Annotated in this window: 16 protein-coding genes and 1 pseudogene (1 of these 17 running past the window's edge); 7 read left to right on the top strand and 10 right to left on the bottom strand. The window is 67.0% G+C overall.

From position 1 onward, the window contains the following. The first annotated feature begins 69 nt into the window (after nt 1-69). Both IM784_RS05810 and IM784_RS05805 read left to right on the top strand, forming a co-directional pair. A complete protein-coding gene (locus IM784_RS05810) occupies nt 70-1014 on the top strand; it encodes an ornithine cyclodeaminase family protein (RefSeq protein WP_199554353.1) in 945 nt (314 codons plus the stop codon). Continuing rightward, nucleotides 1014-3020 carry an amidohydrolase family protein gene (locus IM784_RS05805; protein ID WP_199554352.1) on the top strand — a complete coding sequence of 669 codons (2007 nt, stop codon included), beginning with the start codon at nt 1014-1016 and terminating at the stop codon, nt 3018-3020. The genes IM784_RS05810 and IM784_RS05805 overlap by 1 nt, the downstream gene beginning before the upstream one ends. Here the strand turns inward: IM784_RS05805 and IM784_RS05800 are convergent. The 5 genes from IM784_RS05800 to IM784_RS05780 all read right to left on the bottom strand — a co-directional run bounded on the left by IM784_RS05800 (nt 3004) and on the right by IM784_RS05780 (nt 11458). After that, nucleotides 3004-4299 carry an APC family permease gene (locus IM784_RS05800; protein WP_199554351.1) on the bottom strand — a complete coding sequence of 432 codons (1296 nt, stop codon included), beginning with the start codon at nt 4297-4299 and terminating at the stop codon, nt 3004-3006. The two genes, IM784_RS05805 and IM784_RS05800, sit on opposite strands and share 17 nt — an antisense overlap. After that, the gene (locus IM784_RS05795) at nt 4296-5663 is read right to left on the bottom strand and encodes a S10 family serine carboxypeptidase-like protein (protein WP_199554350.1); all 1368 of its coding nucleotides are present in this window, start codon (nt 5661-5663) and stop codon (nt 4296-4298) included. The genes IM784_RS05800 and IM784_RS05795 overlap by 4 nt, the downstream gene beginning before the upstream one ends. After that, complete coding sequence (locus tag IM784_RS05790; protein WP_328799462.1) at nt 5660-6844, bottom strand: pyridoxal phosphate-dependent aminotransferase; 1185 nt, start codon at nt 6842-6844, stop codon at nt 5660-5662. The genes IM784_RS05795 and IM784_RS05790 overlap by 4 nt, the downstream gene beginning before the upstream one ends. Nucleotides 6845-6917: 73 nt before the next feature. Next, the gene (locus IM784_RS05785; RefSeq protein WP_199554348.1) at nt 6918-9926 is read right to left on the bottom strand and encodes a TonB-dependent receptor domain-containing protein; all 3009 of its coding nucleotides are present in this window, start codon (nt 9924-9926) and stop codon (nt 6918-6920) included. A gap of 158 nt (nt 9927-10084) precedes the next feature. Beyond that, nucleotides 10085-11458, bottom strand: coding sequence for a S10 family serine carboxypeptidase-like protein (locus tag IM784_RS05780; protein ID WP_199554347.1), 1374 nt, complete (start codon nt 11456-11458; stop codon nt 10085-10087). 186 nt (nt 11459-11644) lie between these two features. Between IM784_RS05780 and IM784_RS05775 the strand changes: the two genes are divergently transcribed. Beyond that, on the top strand, nt 11645-12889 hold the full coding sequence (locus IM784_RS05775; RefSeq protein WP_235976597.1) for an aminotransferase class V-fold PLP-dependent enzyme: 1245 nt from the start codon (nt 11645-11647) through the stop codon (nt 12887-12889). Next, a complete protein-coding gene (locus tag IM784_RS05770; protein ID WP_199554346.1) occupies nt 12889-14412 on the top strand; it encodes a S10 family peptidase in 1524 nt (507 codons plus the stop codon). Before IM784_RS05775 ends, IM784_RS05770 begins: the two co-directional genes overlap by 1 nt. On the opposite strand, the gene IM784_RS05765 is transcribed toward IM784_RS05770, so the two are convergent. From IM784_RS05765 to IM784_RS05750, 4 genes and pseudogenes are all read right to left on the bottom strand, one after another. After that, nucleotides 14384-15001: a TetR/AcrR family transcriptional regulator gene (locus IM784_RS05765; RefSeq protein WP_199554345.1), complete on the bottom strand. Its 618-nt coding sequence runs from the start codon at nt 14999-15001 to the stop codon at nt 14384-14386. The two genes, IM784_RS05770 and IM784_RS05765, sit on opposite strands and share 29 nt — an antisense overlap. A 1-nt stretch (nt 15002) precedes the next feature. Continuing rightward, complete coding sequence (locus tag IM784_RS05760) at nt 15003-15782, bottom strand: SDR family NAD(P)-dependent oxidoreductase (RefSeq protein WP_199554344.1); 780 nt, start codon at nt 15780-15782, stop codon at nt 15003-15005. Between the two features lie 11 nt (nt 15783-15793). After that, nucleotides 15794-16222, bottom strand: a complete 429-nt coding sequence (locus IM784_RS05755) for a tautomerase family protein (RefSeq protein ID WP_199554343.1) — start codon at nt 16220-16222, stop codon at nt 15794-15796. A gap of 86 nt (nt 16223-16308) precedes the next feature. Next, a pseudogene (locus tag IM784_RS05750) lies at nt 16309-17711 on the bottom strand (cation:proton antiporter). A gap of 228 nt (nt 17712-17939) precedes the next feature. On the opposite strand from IM784_RS05750, the gene IM784_RS17410 reads away from it, so the two are divergent. Genes IM784_RS17410 through IM784_RS17580 form a run of 3 tightly spaced genes read left to right on the top strand, consistent with a single transcriptional unit; the run spans nt 17940 to nt 19578 of the window. Next, nucleotides 17940-18341, top strand: a complete 402-nt coding sequence (locus tag IM784_RS17410) for a PIN domain-containing protein (RefSeq protein WP_199554634.1) — start codon at nt 17940-17942, stop codon at nt 18339-18341. A 2-nt stretch (nt 18342-18343) separates the two neighbouring features. Beyond that, nucleotides 18344-18844 (top strand): tryptophan 7-halogenase, encoded by a 501-nt coding sequence (locus tag IM784_RS17585; protein ID WP_328799461.1) that lies wholly within the window; start codon nt 18344-18346, stop codon nt 18842-18844. Next, nucleotides 18841-19578 carry a tryptophan 7-halogenase gene (locus IM784_RS17580; RefSeq protein WP_328799460.1) on the top strand — a complete coding sequence of 246 codons (738 nt, stop codon included), beginning with the start codon at nt 18841-18843 and terminating at the stop codon, nt 19576-19578. Before IM784_RS17585 ends, IM784_RS17580 begins: the two co-directional genes overlap by 4 nt. A gap of 78 nt (nt 19579-19656) precedes the next feature. Here IM784_RS17580 and IM784_RS17575 read toward each other — a convergent pair whose 3' ends face one another. Beyond that, nucleotides 19657-19709, bottom strand: the end of a protein-coding gene (locus IM784_RS17575; RefSeq protein ID WP_199554342.1) for a hypothetical protein. Its footprint extends 265 nt past the window's final position; the window shows 53 of its 318 coding nt (coding positions 266-318); its start codon lies beyond the right edge, outside the window; its stop codon occupies nt 19657-19659.

The raw sequence follows: 19709 nt of genomic DNA, 5'->3' as shown, positions 1-19709 counted from the left end.
AGCCCGATGACGGAAATGCGACAAGCGCGGGCCGCGCAAGCGGCTATATTGCCCGGCGGAGGAGCGCCCATGAAGCGAAACGACCTGCTGGTGATCGACGCCGAAATGGTGCGCGAACGGCTGGACTATCCCGGCTGCATCGCCGCCATGCGCGAAGCGATGGCCGCGCTGTCCGCCGGTACCACCCGGCAGCTGCTGCGCACGATGATCCATATGGGCGAAGGCCGCACCTTCGCGCAAATGCCCGGCTCGCTCGCCGACGACGGCATGTTCGGCGCCAAGCTGATCAGCGTCTTCGCCGATCCCGGCAGCCCAGGCCGGCGGCGCCATCGCGGGCTCGTGGTCATGTTCGAACCGACCGAAGGCCGCCCCGTCGCGGTGGTCGACGCCGAGGAAGTCACCCACATCCGCACCGCGGCCGCCACTGCGATGGCAACCGGCGCGCTGGCACGCCCCGACGCCGAAACCCTGCTGATCGTCGGCACCGGCGGGCAGGCGCGCACCCACCTGCAGGCGCTGCCCCACGTCCGCGATTTCCGCCGCACGCTGGTCTGGGGCCGCGACACCGCAAAGGCCGCAGCCCTCGCCGCCGAATTCAGCGCCGAAGCCGTCCCCGATCTGCGTGCGGCCTGCGCCGTGGCCGACGTCATCTGCACCGTCACCGGCTCCGCCACCCCGGTCGTGCTCGGCGAATGGCTGCAGCCCGGCACCCACATCAACCTCGTCGGCTCCAGCGCCCCGGGGCCGGTGGAGGTCGACAACGCCCTCGTCGCAAGCGGCCGCTATTTCGTCGAAAGCCGCGCCTCCGCACTCGCCGCCGCCGCCGAATTCCTCGCCGCAAGGGAGGCCGGCCTGATCGACGACAGCCACATCGCCGGCGAAATCGGCGAGGTGCTGCTGGGCCGCATCCCCGCCCGCACCGCCGACACCGACATCACCATCTACAAATCGCTGGGCCACGCCGTGCAGGACCTGGCCGCCGCCTCCCTCCTCTATCGGAGCCTCGCCGCCTGATGCGCCCTTTAGCGATCTTCCTCGCCGCCATCTCGCTGGTCGCTGCTGCCCGCGCTGACGCCGAAACCCGCCGCTGGACGGTGCTGGCCGGCGGCGAAAAGGTCGGCTTTGCCGAAGCCGATGTGCAGGGCCGCAAGATCAGCATCCGCTATGACGTGAAGAACAACGGCCGTGGCCCCACCATCGCCGAACAGATCGAGCTGGGGAAGAACGGCCTGCCGACCAGCTGGCTGCTGAAGGGCACCACCACCTTCGGCGGCATCGTGGACGAGCGCTTCTCCACCGACGGCAGCACCGCCCGCTGGACCGATTCCATGGGCCCGGGCGAAGCCCCGGTCGCCGGCCCCGCCCTCTATGTCGCGCAGAACGGCAGCCCCTGGGCGCTCGGCCTCTACGCCCGCGCGCTGCTGAAGGATGCCGATGCCTCGATGCCGGCGCTACCGGGCGGCACGCTGGCGCTGCAACCACTCGGCGACGCGAAGGTGGGGGGCGTCGCCTACCGCGCCTTCGCCCTCTCCGGCATCGACCTCACCCCCGAACTCATCCTGCTCGACAGCAAGGGCGAACTGTTCGCCAGTTTCGACAGCGGCGGCGCCACCGTGCGCGAAGGCCATGAAGCCGCCCTCCCCGAACTCAGCGCGCTCGCCACCCGTCTCACCGCCGAACGCTACGCCACCCTGCAGCAAAAGCTCGCCATCCGCCTCGGCAAGCCGCTGCGCATCCGCAACGTCCGCATCTTCGATCCCGCCACAGGCAAGCTCGGCGATCCCGTCTCCCTGGTCGTCGCCGGCGACCGCATTTCCGGAATCCAGCCGCTCGACACCCCCGCCTCCCCCGGCGAAGCCAGCATCGACGGCAAGGGCGGCACCATCCTCCCGGGCCTGCACGACATGCACGCGCACGTCACCCGGGAATCGGCGCTGCTCTACATCGCCGCCGGCGTCACCTCGGTGCGCGACATGGGCAACGACAATGGCGTGCTGCCCGGCCTCATCGCCGACATCGACTCCGGCCGCCTGGCAGGGCCGCGCATTGTCCCCAACGGCTTCCTGGAGGGCCGCAGCGACTATTCCGCCCGCAACGGCATCATCGCCGCCTCCGAGGCCGAAGCCGTCGACGCCGTCCGCTGGTATGCCGCGCGCGATTATTGGCAGGTGAAGATCTACAACAGCATGAACCCGGATTGGGTGCCGGCAATCGCCCGCGAGGCGCACCGGTTGGGCATGACCGTGACGGGCCACATCCCCGCCTTCACCGATGCCGACCACATGATCGCCGCCGGCTATGACGAAATCACCCACATCAACCAGCTGATGCTGGGCTGGGTGCTGAAGCCCGGCGAAGACACCCGCACCCCGCTGAGGCTGACGGCCATGCGCCGGATGGGGGCGCTCAGCCTGTCGGCGCCGCAGGTCACGCATACGCTGGACACGATGGTGGCGAAGAAGATCGCCCATGATCCGACCGCGGTGACGCTGGAGCTGCTGATGCTCAGCCGCAACGGCACCCCCAGCCCGGCGGTCGCGGCCTATGTCGATCACCTGCCCATCGGCATGCAGCGCCGCCGCCGTCAGGCAATCGCCCCCATCGCCAACGCCACCGACGCAGCCGAATATGACGCCGCCTTTGCCAGGGTGAAGGAACTGCTGAAGCTGATGCACGATCGCGGCATCCGGCTTTTGCCCGGCACCGACGACGGCACCGGAATTTCGGTGCACCGCGAGCTGCAGATCTATGGCGAGGCCGGAATCCCGAACGCCGAGGTGCTGCGTCTCGGCACGCTGGCGCCAGAGCAATATATGGGCCGCGACCAGCTTCTGGGGCACATCGCGCGCGGCGCCTATGCCGATTTCCTGCTGCTGCCGGGCAACCCGCTCACCGATCTGAAGCAGCTGCACGCCATCTCGATGGTGGTGAAGGGCGGAACGATCTGGTTCCCGGCGGACATCCACAAGGCCGTCGGCATCCGGCCCTTCGCCGAGCCACCGCTTATCGAGGGGCGCTGAACCGGCGCTTCAACAGCCAATAGACAAGGCCGACGACCAGCCAGCCGCCCAGCAGCGCATAGGGCCGCCAGTCCGCCTCGACGCCAACGAACAGCAGCGCCAGCGCGCAGACAACCCCCGCATAGGCAATCGCCTGCATCCGCCGCGGGCGGAACGCGGCCTGCGCGTCCAGCTCCGGATGATCGCGCGCCACCTTCGCCGCCGACAGGCAGATGCTCGCATATTTCAACAGGTTCGGAATGTTCACCGCCAGGAACAGGAAGGTCAGCTCCATCGGCAGCAGCAGCCCGACACAGCCGATGCCGAACACCGCCAGCAGCGCCACATGCGGCGTGTGCCAGCGCGGATGCACGCGCGCCAGCGCCACGGGAAGCGCGCCCGCCTCGCCCATCGCAAACAGGCTGCGGCTGAACATGGCGAAGATGGCGTTCAGCGACTTGCCGATGGAAAGCACGGCGGCAAGCGCAATCACCGGCACGGCGAGCGGCCCCATGAACACCCGCGCGGCATCCAGAATCGGCGCCTCGCTGGCGGCCAGCGCCTCGGCTCCCAGCAACCCCAGAGAGACAAACCCGACCGCCAGATAGAGCAGCGTCGCCGAGCCGATCGACAGCGCGATCCCCAGCGGAATGTTGCGCTGGCTGTCGCGCACTTCCGCGCCCGCCTCGGTCGCCGCCTCGATGCCGAAGAACAGCCCCATCAGCAGCGGCGCGGCAATGACCACGCCGTGCGCGCCATTCGGAAACATCGGCTGCAGCCGCGCCAGCTCAAAGCTGCTCGCCCCGCCCCAGACGACATAGACCGCAAACAGCAGCAGCACCGCGCCCAGCAGCCATTTCTGCACCCGCGCGGCGATGTGGATTCCGAACCAGTTGGCCGCCAGCGCCAGCACCAGCACCGCGAACATCGTCGGCTTCACCGGCAGCGGCACCAGCATCGAGCCATAGCGCACCAGCACCAGCGCCAGCACCACCATCGCCCCCATGTTGGCGATGATCCGCGCCCAGGCGATGAAGAAGCCCACCGCCGGATGCAGGAAACGCGCCGGCCAGGCAAAGGAAGCCCCCGAAACCGGCACCGCCGACCCCAGATAGGCATAGCTGACCGCAATCAGATACATCGGCAGCGCCGCCACCAGCACCGAAACCAGCATCCCCGGCCCGGCAAGGCCGGAGGCCGGCGCAATCACCGAGAAGATCGAGACGCCGACCGCCGTGCCAAGGCCCAGCGCCACCACGCCCCACAGGTCGATATTGCGGCGAAGCTCGGCGTCGCTCACTTCGCGCCCGCCTGCAGGAAGGCGCGAATGTCGGCAGAGAGCGTCTGGCGCGCGACATCGTCGGAATAGGTCATATGCCCGGCCTTATAGCGGCGGTTGACGATCCGCGCCGGGTCCGCCCGCGTCTGCGCCACCAGATAATCGGCCGCCCCAACGGTCGTCGTCAGATCATACAACCCGGTGCCGATGAACAGGCGAAACTGCGGATCGGCCGCCATCGCCCGCTCGATCACCTGCATGAAGGGCCAGTCGGCGAAGGGCGAATCCGCCCCGCCATAGGCCCAGCCGCCCTCGGTGCGCGCCAGCACCTTATAGTCGCCCGGCACACCCAGTTTTGCGAAACGCTCGGTAAGCGCCGCCCCAAACAGGTTCGAAACCGGCGTGAAGGCATCGCCCTTCGGATCGGTGCCGGTATAGCGCGCATCATAGCGCGCCAGCACCCGGCCTTCCCCGTGCAGCAACTCCAGCCGATACTGTTCCTTCGACAGCTTCAGCCCGCGCGCTTCCCAGCCGTCCGCCGGAAGCCCTGTCAGCGCCGCCAGCTGCCCGGCCAGCCTCGCGCGCTCGGTCGCATCCAGCTCCCGCCCGCGATACAGCCCTCCCAGATAGGCCGGCCCGAACGCGCTCGCCGCTTCCGCTGCCTTTTCCGGGTCGCAACCGCGATGCCAGCAGGAAACGGCCGCCAGGGTCGGCAGGTTCACCGGCCAGGTCACCACATTGCCCGGCCGCTGCGACGTCTCGATCATGTTCAGCGCCTGCCCCAGCAGCAGCACGCCGCGCAGCTTCAGCGCCGGGTCGCGCTTCTTCAGCGCCTCCACCATCGCCGTCGCCCGGATCGTTCCATAGCTTTCGCCCAGGATATACACCGGCGATCCCATACGCCCATGCGCCGCCAGCCACGCCAGCGCGCCTTGCGAAACCGCATCGGCATCGCCCGAAACGCTGCGATAGAAATCCGGCGCCGTCCCCGGCTTCAGCTCGGAAAAGCCGGTTCCCGGCGGGTCCAGCAGCACGATATCCGCCACGTCCAGCAGGCTCTCGGCATTGGCGACAAGCGGCGCCTTCGCCGGCAGCACCGCCTTCGGATCCTGCGGCACCGCCGCCCGCTCCGGCCCCAGCAGCCCCATGTGCAGGAAAGCAGACGAAGCGCCCGGCCCGCCGTTGAAGGCGAACAGCACGGGCCGATCCTTGCCGGGCCGCAGATAGGAAATCGCCCCGACGCTGGCATCTGCCGCAGCACCACTGGAAACCGGAAACTCGGCCACCTGCATGGCAATCCCGCCCGGCAGCTTCGCCTCAAAGCGGGGCGCTGCGTCCGCCGGAAGCGCCGCGAGCAGCAAGGCCCAACACATCAGCAGCTTCATTCCGCCGCTTCCACCTTCGCCGGGAAAATCTCCCGATAGCGCTTCAGCCCGTCCGTCAGCGCCTGCAACCCATAGTCCAGCTCGGCGCGGGGTGCAGCAAAGCCGATCCGCAAATGCCCCGGCGCGCCGAAATATTCGCCCGGCGCCACCACCACGCCGCAACGGTCGGCCAGCCATTCGGAAAAATGCTCGCTGTGGCGGATGCCCGTCAGCCGCGCAAAGGTGGTGCAGCCGTGGGTGGGCAGCTCGCCCGTCACCAGCCCCTCGGCCAGCCAGTGGGCGTGATAGGCCTCCATGATCGGCCGCGCATCGCGCATGATGCCGTCGCGCCAGCCGTCAAAGCGCGGCGCATCCTCCAGCACCAGCGCCGCCATCGCATGCGCCAGCTTGGAAACGCCGAACTCCACTTCCTGGTTCAGCGCCCGCATCTGCGCCAGCAGCCCCGGCTCGGCAACGATCCAGCCACAGCGCAGCGTGCTCAGCCCCCACCCCTTGGTCAGGCTGCCGATACGAATGAAGTTCGGCGAAATATCCGTTGTCGCGGCCACGAAATCCGCCCCCGCATAGTCGGCATAGACCTCGTCGACGATCACCACCGCCCCATGCGCCTCGGCAACGGTGCCGATAGCCGCCAGTGTCTCCCGATCCAGCGCCGCACCCGAAGGATTGTGCAGGTTCGACAGCAGGATGATCCGCGTCGCCGGAGTCAGCGCCCGGCGGATATCCTCGGGATCGATGGCAAAGCCCGGCCCCCGCCGCTCGAAATGATCGACCCCGTGATCCAGCGACGCGGCAATGGTGTGAAACAGGTCGAAGCTCGGCGTTTCCACCAGAATCCGATGCCCCGGCACCAGCAGCGAGCGATAGATGAGCGACAGCGCCCCGGTCGCCCCGGTGGTGCACAGCAGATGATCCTCGGGCACCCCCAGCCGCTGCGACAGCGCCGCCAGCACGAAGGGATTGCCATCGGCAAAGGCACTCACATAGCGCGAGCTGACACCCTGCGAAAATGCACCGGAAACCAGCTCGCGCAGCAGCTCCACTGGCTCCGGCACCGAGCTTTCGAACAGCGCCACCAGCAGGTTCCGGTCCCGCTTCACCGAGCGGATCACCTCGCGCACCCACTGGCTGTACGACCCGAAGCGCGAGGCCGGCGGCGATATCTGCCCGATGCGCGTCACGCTGTGCTGCCGTCCTCGATCCGGGGTGAAAAAATGGCCCGCACGCCGGGGGTCGACGTGCGGGCCGCCAGGCTCAATTGAACCTGATCCGGGCGCCGACGAAGAAGCGCCGGCCCAGGATGTCGCCATAGCCGATCTGCGGATAGGAAGGCCCGCGGTCGGTCAGGTTGGTGACGCCGGCACGCAGCGCCAGATCGCCGATCTCGAACTGGCCCGAGATGCTCTGCACATAATTGGCGTTCAGCGTCGGGTTCGGATTGTTCTCGATGGTGGCATCCGGCCCGGCGCGGGTCTTGCCCAGATAATCGCCCTGATAGGTCAGCCGGATCGGCCCCTTCTGCCAGGCGATATTCAGCGTCCCCGCCCATTTCGGCGCCTGCCAGGTGTCGTCGGTGCGCACGAAGGTCTCGCCCGTCACCGAGGTTTCCAGCAGCGAATTATGCGTCGCGGCGACATGGATCGTGAACTCGCCCTTGTCACTGCCGCCAACCAGGTCTGACAGCCCGAACATATAGTTCAGCGCGAACACCTCCCCACGATAGCGAACCACACCGGCGTTATAGGTCGTGGTGGTGCCGGTGATGGTGGTGCCACCCGGGCTCACCGTGTCGGCATTCGCCAGCCGGGTGAAGGCCGAGCAGACCGCCGGATCGGGGTTCTCATTGTCATAGCAGGCGGCGGCGAAATCCTCGGTCGTGAACGGCGACAGGCCGTTCGACAGGTCGATTTCCACCCGGTCTGCCGAGAAGGTGAGGCCCGGCGCAAAGCTCGGCGCCAGCACGATCCCATAGGACCATGTGTCGGAGATCTCGTTCTTCAGGTTCGGGTTGCCGCCGGTCGTCACCATCGCCCGCTGGAAATTCTCCGACGGGTTCTGGAACCGCGCCAGCCGTTCGGCAGCCGTCAGCCCGGCACCGGTGCCGTCGGGGTCGACGCCATAGCCGGGGTTGGCCGCAAACAGGGCCAGGCAGTTGGCGCGCCGCACCGCCGGGTTCGGCCCCCCGGAAATGCGATCGGCGTCACACGGATCGACTCCGGTCGAATCGATGCCGGTGCTCGACGGCGCCAGCAGCTGCGTCAGGCTGGGCGCGCGGAAGTTGCGGCTGCGCGACAGCCTGAGCGAAACGCCCTCCACCGGCTCCCAGCGTCCGCCGATTTCCCAGACATTCTCGGACCCGGCCCGGCTGTTGTCCACATACCGGAAGGCGCCCTTCAGCTCGAGCGCGTGGATCAGCGGCACGGTGAAGTCCCCACCGAAGATCGGCACCAGCAGCTCGCCGGAAAGCTCGTTGGTGTGGTAGCTGCCCGATTGCGCCACCTGCGGCGCACCCGAACCAAAGCTGCCGTCCAGGTTCGCCTGCAGCGGGCTGAAGCTCGCCTTTTCGTTGCGATGCTCATAGGCGGCGCTGAACTTCAGGTCGCCGGCGGGCAGGCGGAACAGCGAGCCGCCGATGGTGGCCAGGAAATCCGTCTGCTCGTTGGTCCAGTCCAGGCCGGCCATCGTGCTCACATAGGTGCGCGCCGCTTCGCTGACATTGCCGTTGCCGAACGGGTTGATCGGCGCACAGGCGGCATCATTGTTGGTCGGATTGGCGTCGGCATTGATGCCGCAGACGATCTGCCCGCCCGAAAGCACGGCGTTGATGGCGTTGTTGTACCGGCTGTTGATCACCTGCCAGCCGCGCTGCTTGCCGTCCACCCGGCCATAGCTGCCCGAAACGCTCCAATAGAAATCGCGCGCGCCAAGGGCAAAGTCACCCTCCAGCCCCAGCACGCCGCGCCAGGTATCGGTGGTGGTCGTCTGCGAGGGATCCGGCACCAGATCCATGAAATATTTCGACAGGAACAGCGGCGCGCCGACGGCAAAGCTCGGCCGCGCGGCGGAAAGCAGCTGTTTCGCCTGCGCCGTCAGGAACGGGTTGTTGATGGTAAAGGCGATCGGCCCGGCATAGCTGCCGGCGTTCAGGGTCGTGCGGCTGTTGCCCTGCGGGATCTCGGTGCCCTCGGTGCGGGCATAGAGGAATTCGCCCGTCACCCGCACATTGTCGGTCAGGTCATAATGGCCGATGGCATTGCCGGTGAAGCGCTCCAGCCCCGTTCGCAGCCCGACCAGATCCTGATAGGCATAGCCCTGCCCGCCGCTGGCGAACGGAATGCCCTGGATGGCGCCGGTATTATAGGGAATGACATTGCCGTCGGAACCGAACTGCAGCGGGCTGCCGTTATAGCGGGTCAGCAGCTGCGGCGGCGGGGCCGGCGCATTGAAGATGATGCCGTTGGCGTTGAACGGCCAGAAGCGCGCATCGAAGATCGGCTTTACCGAGGGAATGCCGTCGTCCGGCCCGGTATTGGCGGAGTTGGAAACCGTCAGCCGGCCAAGGTTCGACAGCGGACGATCCGAGAAGCGCAGGATCGGCGATTTGGAATAGCCGAGGTCGACGGCGATATTGCCGCGGCCGCCGCCGAAATTGGTGCCGGCGGTCACCCGCAGCGACTGGGTGGGATAGGTGCCGCGGGAATCGATGCCCATCTGGCCGTCGACTTCCACGCCGGTGAAATCGCGGCGCAGCACATAGTTGACGACGCCGGCGATGGCATCAGAGCCGTAAACGGCGGCACCACCGCCCTGATAGACTTCCACCTTCTGCAGCAGCCCCACGGGAATGATGTTGGCATCCACCTGCGAATCGCCGGTGCCGTCCGGCGCGCCGATTGCAGACGAGGAGGTCACCATGCGGCGGCCATTCACCAGCGTCAGCGTGCGGCCGGCGCCAAGGCCGAACAGGTTGGGAAACTGCTGGCCGCTGCCGCTGGTCTCGCCCGTACCGTCCGCCTGGTTCAGCGCCGGCACGTTGGAGGGCAGGTCGTTCAGCGCGTCGGCCGCGCTCACATAGCCGCGATCGACCAGCTGCTGCTGGCCCACCTCCACCACGGGCGCCAGAAGATTGGCGTTGGATTGCCGGATCCGCGAGCCGGTAACGACGATGTCCTCGGCACTGTCGGCGCCATCCACCTGCTGCGCCTGCGCCGCCACCGGCACCACCAGCGCCGCCGTCAACAACAATCTGCTCATCATCCGCATGGCCTGATCCCTTTTCCCTGCAGTGCCCGGGCTCTTGGCGGCCCGGGCTTTCCGCCGGTCAGGATAATGCAGGGGGCAGGCATAAACTGTTCAAACTTCCGCCCGGCACCCCTGGGGCGATGCACAACAATGCGCAAAATCTTCTCAATTGGGCTAGATTATTCCCGCTTTCCGCCAGACAGGAATGCGGCAATGTCCGAGTTGAAGACGACGTCGGTGCCCGGCTCCTCATACATCATGTGCCCCCCCTCATAGCAGCGCATGGTAAAGCGCTCGGCGACTTCCGGGGGCAGCGCCGCAACGGTGACAAGATTGGATGCGCAGCCGTTCAGCGAGTCATAGATGCCGGTCGCAACGAAGGTGCGCAGCTTCGGCGCCTTCTGCATCGCCGTCAGCGTCCACGGCCGCGATGCACTCGGTGGGCCTTCTCCCGCCATCGCCCGCGCCAGCGACTCCCTGGTGATGGGCGACTGGTCATAGGCCCAGTTCTCCCCCACCGGCAGCGCTGCGCTTTCGATCCCGGCATAGCTGCCGCCCACATATCCCAACCGCTTGCGGAACCATTCCAGCGCCAGCTTCTCATCGGCAGCCGCATCCACCGAAGGCGCCGTCTTGCGCATGTCGAAGATGTCCAGCGTCTTCCCCTCCGACGCCAGCAGCCCCTTCCGGAAGTCGCGCGGCGAAACCCACAGCGTCGTCCGGTCGATCAGCTTCGGATCCAGCCCCTGCAGCCGCGCCAGCTCCAGCGCCACCTCCTCGCGCTTGCCCGCATCCAGCGCCGTCGGATCGGCCAGCGCCGGCGCATAGACCTGATCGGCGAAATCCTGCGACTGCAGCAGCGCGGCGGCCCGGCTCTTCTCCAGCTCCGCCGGAAGCTTCCCCAGCGCAAAGGCGGTCGCCGTGCGGTTGGGCAGCGTCAGCGCCCGGGTTCGGTTGCGGTCGGGCATGTCGCCCAGCGGAATCCCGCCCGAAACCAGCACCATGCCGGCCACCGGAACGCCGTGCTCCACCAGCTTCTCGGCGGCACCGGCCGCCCGCCAGGTGCCGAAACTCTCGCCGATCAGGAACAGCGGCGCCGCTTCGCGCTTCGTCGCCCGTCGATAGCCCTCGATGAAATCGGCAGTCGCGGCGATGTCGGCGACCGTCCCATAGAATTTCTTCGCATCCGCCTCAGTCGCGCCGCGGCTGAACGAGGTGCCCACCGGATCGACAAACACCAGGTCGGCAACCGCCAGCGGGCTGTCCACATTCGCCTGATAGCTGCCGCCCCGGATCAGCACCGGCCCCAGCGCATGGAAGTGCAGCAGCCGGGAATCCCCGCCCGGCCCGCCATTCCAGATAAAGGCCAGCGGCCGCTTCGCCCCCTCGCGGAGATAGGCGGTATAGAAAAGCTGCCCCTTCGCCCCGGCGCCGTTGGTGACCGGCAGCGTGCCGACGCAGGCGACATAATCGGTCGCCTCTCCCGCCAGCATCGCCTGATGCTTCGTCACCACCGCGCCCGGCGGACAGGCCGGAGCCGCATTGGAAGGCACCGCCGCAGCGGCCAGACACAATCCCATCAGGGCAAGGCGCATGTTCATCCCGTCACGATAGCTGGCTCCGCACAGATTTTTTAGTCGCAACTGCGCTTCACGGCGAAAGCAGGGCATTTCACCTGTTCCCGCCCCCTGCCGACAATGCGACTGAATTATGCGCAAAACCCCGGCTATGCTGCATCCATGAACCGCGGAGAGGACATCCTGTCAGTCAGCCGCCGCGCGCTCCTTGCCGGCGCGGCCGCGCTTCCCGTCGCCGCCCGCGCCGCCGCCCCACGCCTGCCGGACCGCTCCACCTTCCCAGGCGTCGAAGGCGTGTTCCTCGATTCCGGCACCACCCACCCGGTCTCGCGCGCCGCAAGACAGGCGATCGACAGCTATTTCGCCGATCGCGGCGGCACCCGGGCCGGCCACCACATGGACGAAACGGAGACGCGCGTCCGCACCGCATTCGCCAGGCTGGTCGGCGCCACGCCGGAAGAAATCGCCTTCGTCCAGAGCACGACCGCCGGCGAACATGCCGTCATCGACGCCCTCGATCTCCCCCGCGCCGGCGGCCGCATCGTGACGGATACGCTGCACTTCTTCGGCTCGTTCGGCCTCTACGAAGGGCTTTCAAAGCTCGGCATGGACGTCGTCTGGCTCACCCCGCGCAACAACCGCATCCCCATCGACGCCTATGCCCGCGCCATCACGCCCGGGACCAAACTCGTCTCGCTTTCGCTCGTCTCCACCTACAACGGCTTCGAGCAGGACCTCGCCAAGGTCTGCGAAATCGCCCATGCGAAGGGCGCGTTGGTCTATGCCGACATCATCCACGCAGCCGGCGCCGTCCCCGTAAATCTCGCGGCAACCGGCGTCGATTTCGCCGCCTGCGCCAGCTACAAATGGCTGATGGGGGATTTCGGCATCGGCTTCCTCTACGCCCGCGCCGACCGCCTGCCCCACCTCCGCCGCACACGCTGGGGCTATTACGGCGTCGAGGATATCAACTGGCAATTGCCGCCCTACACCGACAGGCCGCTCGGCACGCAGGCGGCACGGGTCACCCAAAGCAACAACGCCGAGGGCTTCTTCGCCACCGGCACCCGCTCGCACGCCGGCATCATCCACCTCGACTGGTCGCTCGCCTATCTCAACGATCTGGGCATGGACCGCCTCGTCGCCCACCGAACCCCCATGCTGGATCGCCTCCGCGCCGGCCTGCTGAGCCGGGGCTACACCGTGGTCACCCCCGAAGCCAGCCGCACCCCCCTGCTCACCGTCGCCCTGCCGGACGCCCGCAAGCGCCTGTCCGACCGTCTGAAGGCCGCCGACGTCCGCATCATGCTCGCGTCCAACCGCTTCCGCATCAGCCCGTCCGTCTTCAACAGCATGGACGATATCGACCGCCTGCTCGCCGCCCTTCCGCCTTCCGGGGAAATCTGATGCACCTGCGCCATCTGCTTCTCGCCGCCGCCCTTGCGCTTCCCGCACCGCTGGTGGCGCAGGCAGACATGGCCGATGCGCCGATGCCGCCCGCGTTCCTGCGCGCGATGGAGCCGATGGTTCCGCGCGAAACCGCTACCTCCAACGTCAAGGTGACCAAGCACAAGGCCCGTATCGACGGCCGCGAAATCGCCTACAGGGCGATCGTCACCGAACTGCCGCTGCCCGGCGCAGACGGCAAGCCCGCCATCGTCGCCGTCAGCTACGCCTATGTCGCCGACAAGTCCGGCGATCCCACGAAACGCCCGGTCGCCTTCATCTTCAACGGCGGCCCCGGCGCCTCGTCCTCGCCGCTGCACATGCACGCCTTCGGCCCCTACCGCATCGTCGGCGGCAAAGCTGCCGGCGGCGACTCCGCCCGCATGGAGCAGAACCCGCACAGCCTGCTCGATGTCGCCGATCTCGTCTTCATCGATCCGCCGGGAACCGGCGCCTCGATGCCGGTGAAGGGCGCGGACGCCACCCCCTTCTTCGGCGTCGGCGGCGACGCCCGCGCCGTCTGGGCGATGATCGATGGCTGGAAGCAGGCCAACGGCCGCACCGGTTCCCCCACCATCCTCATCGGCGAAAGCTATGGCACCGCCCGCGCCGGCGCCATGCTGGCCGAAGCGATGAAGGCGAAGAAGCCGCTGCCGCAGGCGGTCGTGCTGCTGGCCCCTGCCCTCGGCGGCAACGACGGCGACATCCTGGAGGCCGCCAACAAGCTCCCCACCCTCGCCGCAGTCGCCTGGTATCACAATGCCATCCCCCGCAACGGCCGCACGGTGGAGCAGCTTTTCGCCGAAGCCCGCCAGTTCGCCGAAACCGACTACATCACCGCGCTCGCCAAAGGCCCGCGCCTGCCCGCCGCCGAAAAGACCCGCATCGCCCGGCGCATGTCCGAGCTGATCGGCCTGCCCGCCGAGCAGATCGAAAAGGCAAACCTCCGCATAGACAATTACCCGTTCATGCTCTCGCTGCTGGCGAGCAAGGGCCTGCGCACCGGCCAGCTCGACGGCCGCGCCACCCGCGCCATCGCCGAGTCCAACATGCGCCCGCCGTTCGACGACCCGTCGATGACGCTCGGCGCCGACGGCCCGGCCATGGTCGAGCGCTACCTCAGCGACCAGCTCGGCTACACGGTCCCCAGCCCCTATCGCAGCCTCAACCTCGGCATCAATTTCAAGTGGAACTGGGACAAGGACTATGGCGGCAGCTACCGGCTGATGGATTTCGGCCCCTACATCGCCCGGGCGCTGGAGGCCCAGCCGAACATGAAGCTGTTCCTGGGTGGTGGCTATTACGACATCACCACCCCGCTGCAAGGCGGCCAGTTCGCCCTCGAACAAGCGCAAATCCCGCCCAGCCGCGTCGTCATCAAGGGCTATCCCGCCGGCCACTCCGTCTTCGAGGACGAGCAGAGCCTGAAGTCGCTCTCCACGGATCTCCGCACGCTCATCCGGCAGGTGCAGCCGGCGGGCTGAACGGACGGGCGGCCAGCGCCAGCGCCGCTTCCCGCCCCGCCGCCAGCAGCATCGCCACTTCGGCGGGATCGGTGGCGACGCGCATCAGCTGCAGCGTCCCCATCATCCCGGCAAAGATCGCATAGCCGCGCGCCAGCCGCTCGGTCGCATCGCCGCCGGGCGGCAGGCAATCGGCCACCAGCTGCACGATCTCCCGGTTCCTGTTGGCAAAACGCGTGCGCGTCGCGTCGTCCTCGCGCGCAATCTCCGGCGCCAGCGCCGAGGCGGCACAGCCCAGCGCCATCATCTCCCGGTGCCGCGGCCGCAGGTAATTCTTCACCAGCGCGTCCATCTCGTGCCCCGGCGCAGCGCTGGCAACGGCGGCCTTCAGATAGGCAATCGTGCTGTTCGCGGCATATTCCGCCGCCTCCGCCACCAGTTCGCCGCGCGATCCGAAATGCGCGTAAAAGGCGCCGTGCGTCAGCCCGGCATCCGCCATCAGCGGCCGCACGCCGACGGCGGCAATGCCGTCCTGCCGGAACCGCTCGGCCGCCCGCTGCACGATCCCGGCCCGCGCCTCCGCCTTGTGCTCGTCCTTGTACCGCGCCACCTCAGCCTCCCGTATAGCGCTCCGCGACCTTGCCACCCACGACATCGCCCAGGAAGCGCCCGCGCAGCTTTTCCATTTCGTCCCAGATTTCCGGCGAAACCAGCGTCGGCGTCGTCACTTTCTCGCCGGCCGCAAGCCCCGCCAGCGCAGCGCCGGCAAGCTGGTCCGCCGTGATGAAGGCGCTGTCCGGAAACACCGAATCCGACATCCCCTGCGACGAGAAGAACTCCGTGCGGATCGGCCCCGGCATCACCAGCTGGATACGGATCGCGCTGTCGGCATATTCCATCTGCAGGGATCGGGTGAAGTTCAGCACATAGGCCTTGGAGCCGGCATAGGCCGCCCCGCCAGCCGAAGGCGCAAAGGCCATGACAGAGCCGATATTCACCAGCGTCCCGGCCCCGCTTTTGCGAAACCCCGTCAGCGCCGCCAGCGACAGCCGCGTCAGCGCCACGATGTTCAGCCGGATCAGCTTCTCCTGCGCATCCGCCCCGGCCGTCGCCGTCGGCCCCAGCCCGCCAGCGCCGGCATTGTTGATCAGCGTCGCAAAACCCCCGGCCTCCAGCCGAGCCTCCAGCCGCGCCAGATCACCCGCGTCCTCCAGATCGGCGACCATCGTCTCGACCTGCACGCCGTGCGCCGCCTTCAGCTTGCCGGCCAGCTCCTCCAGCCGGTCGGCCCGTCGCGCCACCAGCAGCAGGTCGTCGCCCGCCGCCGCCAGCCGCTCCGCAAAGGCCGCGCCGATGCCGGATGAGGCGCCTGTTATGACGCTGACTCCCATCTCGCTTCTCCTCAACCGTGGGTGCGGGCGGAAGCCCGGTTTTCGCTGATCCAGCGCGCTTCGTCGGGCGTGCCGCCGCGCGGCGGGTAATGGCCATTGATCGACCACAGGTCGAACGGCGTCTCGTCGATATGCAGCTCCCAGTCGCAGCCGCGCTCGGCGACATAGGGCGCGATCACCTGGTTCACCCGGTCGATGAACCGCCGGCTCGCCTCCAGGTTCGGAAACTCGCGGGCGATATGCTCCATCACGAAGCGCACGAAGCGACCCGCCGGCTTGCCACCGATATACATATCCTGCGGCGCAACCTCCCGATAGACGATGCCGACATAAAAGCGCGGCATCACCCGGCCATAGATATCGGTGATCGCCTCCGCCAGCGCCGCCTTGTCGGCATCCGAAAACACGCCCGGCGAATGATAGACAGTCCACAACGGCATCCGGCTTCTCCTTGCGAAAGCCAGATTGCATTACACTCGAAATCTAATAGCCGCAAGAATGAAATTACAGTCGAATTCCAATCCCGTCAGACACGCCCCGAAATCGTCGGAGAAGGCTCCAGATCCGTGTCCTCTTCACCCGCCCGCAGCGCCCCCAGCTCTCCGCTCTCCCGCGCCTTCCGGCCATAGACCGCCTCGAACAGCGGCCCCGCCATCATCGTCGTCACGATCGCCATCAGCACCAGCATCGAAAACAGCGCCGGCCCGATAATGCCCTTCTGCAGGCCGATGTTGATGATGATCAGCTCCATCAGCCCGCGCGAATTCATCAGCGCCCCGATCCCCAGCGCCGTGCGATTATCCTCCCCCGAAATCCGCGCCGCCAGATAGCAGGCGCCAAACTTCGCCGCGATCGAGGCAATCAGGATGCCCAGCGCAATCAGCAGCAGCGTCCACGAACTCACCATGTCCATCCGCGTGTTGAGACCCGAATAGGTGAAGAACATCGGCAGCAGCATCACCACCGCAAGCGGCTCCACCTTCTTCTTCAACTCCTGCGCAAACAGCCCGCGCGGCATGAACACGCCAGGACAAAGCCACCGAAGATGCCGTGGATGCCGATCACGTCCATGAAGAAGGCCGACAGGCAGAACAGCCCCAGCGTCACCGCCAGGATGGTCATGCTCATCTCGCCGCGCTTTTCCACTGCCCGCCCCAGCGGCGCCAGCAACCGGCGACCGAACAGCATCAGGAACAGCGCATACAGAAGGCCGCCGCCGATCGCGACCACCGCCAATCCGGCCGTGCCGCCAAAGGTCGCCAGCACAACCGCCAGCACGCACCAGGAAACGGCATCGTCAAAGGCACCCGCCGTCAGCGACAAGGTGCCCAGCGGACTGTTCGCCAGCCCCCGCTCGTTGATGATCCGCGCCAGCATGGGAAAGGCCGTCAGCGCAATGCAGGCGCCCATGAACAAGGTTGCCCCAGCCTGGGTGATGTCGGGCGCAAACAGCCCATCCACCTGCAGCAGCCAGGGCGTGATCAACATGGCGATCAGGAACGGCGTGATCACACCCGCCGCCGAAACCGCAGCCGCGCTCTTCGCCTTCGACCGGAAATGATCGGTCTGCAGCGTCAGACCGACAAGGAACATATAGAGCGAGACACCCAGCTGCGACCCCACATAGAGAATGTTCCTGGTCTCCTTGGGGAAGATCGCCGCCTGCAGTTCCGGCCAGAACATCCCGAACAGCGACGGCCCCAGAATAACCCCGGCGATCATCTCGCCAACCACCTGCGGCTGCGCCAGAAGCTTTTGCCCCAGCCAGCCCACAACCCGGCATGTGAAGATGATGATCGCCAGCTGCAGGAAGAAATGGATGCTGTAGTCGGTGGGCGTATAGCTCGCCGCAGCAGCCGCAACGGGCGGGCCATTGGCGCCCATCATCGTCGAGAACATGTGTTCCAGACTGCCCAGCAACTCGTCCATTCATCCTCCCCGCGCCGCTTCGGCATCTCGATGGCAAGGATTGGCCGCCGGATTCCGCTGCGCGCAAGCAGATTTTCCACGCAGGCTGCCGATTGTCCCAGCCCTCGACAAACTTGTGTTCAACGCGCCACAACATAGGTTTGTGCCTACAAAGGAAGGCGGCCAGCTACCGCCGAAAAGGCAGGCAGATGCCCATGAAAACGCGGCCTCGTCACCTGGGCCTCCGGCATCCCCCGCCACAATCTCTTCCTCTCGGTCCTCTCCCTGCTCGAACTGCAATCCGGCGCCGCCGACACCGGCCGCAAGGACCGTAAGGGTGGCGCCGACCTCGCCGAACGGGTTTCCACGCAGGTAGTACCCGCCTTCGAAGGCCGCCTCCTGCCCGTTGATGTCGCAACCGTCCGCCGCCGCGCGACGCTGCCCTACACGGACCAGAACGACGGGCTGATGGCAGCAACCGCGCTCGAACATGGCCTCACCCTCGTCACCCGCAACACGGCCGCTTTCAAGGCAGGCCGGGTCCGCCTGTTCAATCCCTGGGGCTATGCGCCGGAGGAGGAAGACGGCGACTGGCGGCAGGCAAGCCGCGCCGGACCGCAGTGGTTCAAGAATCTGTTCGTGAGAGTTTGAGCATGCGGTCGATAATGATCATCGGCGGCGGCACCGCTGGCTGGCTGGCCGCCGCCTTTCTTGCCCGCGCGCTGGGTCCGCGCGAAGCCGGCGGCCCCCGCATCACCCTGCTCGAATCCCCCGAAATCGGCACCATCGGCGTAGGCGAAGGCGCCTTCCCGACGATGCGCTCAACCCTGCAATTCCTCGGCATCGACGAAACGCATTTCATCCGCAGCACCGCCGCCACCTTCAAGCAGGGCATCCGCTTCGACGATTGGCTGCGCGCACCCGGCACCGGAAAACGCCACAGCTATATCCACCCGTTCGAACCGCCCTTTTATGCCGAAGGCCTCAGCCTCGTGCCCTACTGGCTGCAGCAGGACCCGCGCACCCGCCTCCCCTTTGCGGAGGCGGTAACCATCCAGTCGCGCGTCGTGCAGGCACAGCTGGGCCCAAAGGGCCCGGGCGAAGGCGACTTCGCCGGCCCGCTCAGACCCCCGAAACCCCCATCAAGAGCGTGACCGTCGCAGCGGCCCACGCGGCCGGGTGGACGTGGGACATCGGCCTCGCCGGCGCCCGCGGCATCGGCACCGTTTTCTCCAGCGATCACATGCGCGACGACGAAGCCCTCGCCATCCTCACGGCCTATACCGGCCGCGCCGACATCGAGCCACGCCTGCTCCCATTCGAACCGGGCTACCGCCCCGAACCCTGGGTCAGGAATTGCGTCGCCATAGGCCTTTCCGGCGGCTTCCTGGAGCCGCTGGAATCAACCGGCCTGGTCCTCATCGAGGCTGCAGTCGCCATGCTCGCCGAGCTGTTCCCGCAAATCGGCCCCGTCGACGCCCCGGCAAAGCGCTTCAACGATCTGATGACCGCCCGCTATGAAGCGATCATCAACTTCCTGAAATTGCATTATTGTCTCAGCGAACGTCCGGAACCGTTCTGGCGCGAGAATACCTCCGCCAGCTCCATTACGCCCCGCCTGCAGGAGCTGCTGGCGCAATGGCGCTACCGGCCGCCAAGCCGTTTCGACTTCACCCTCGACGTCGAAAGCTTCGCCTTCTTCAACTACCAATATGTGCTCTATGGCATGGGCTACGCCACGCACGCGGACCTGCCGGCAGCTATCGAAACGCAAGGCGCCAAGGCGGCCGAGAAGATATTCCGCCGGATCCGCACCTTCGGCGACCGCGCCGCGGCAGACCTTCCGTCGCACCGCGCACTCGTGAGCGCCATCGCCCAGCCCGGCTAGAGCGCATTACCAGCGGGTGGCCTCCCCGACTCAAAACCCACGCTTAAAAAAAGGGATAAAACGGCCGTTCTGACGCAATCAGAACGAAACTCGCTCCAGAAACCAGAGATCCCGGACGCTTCTCCCGTCCG

The organism is Sandaracinobacteroides hominis (genome assembly GCF_016464365.1).
Lineage (GTDB): Bacteria > Pseudomonadota > Alphaproteobacteria > Sphingomonadales > Sphingomonadaceae > Sandaracinobacteroides > Sandaracinobacteroides hominis.
The sequence above is the reverse complement of the archived record's forward strand: the minus strand, read 5'-3'. Positions and strand labels throughout refer to the sequence as shown.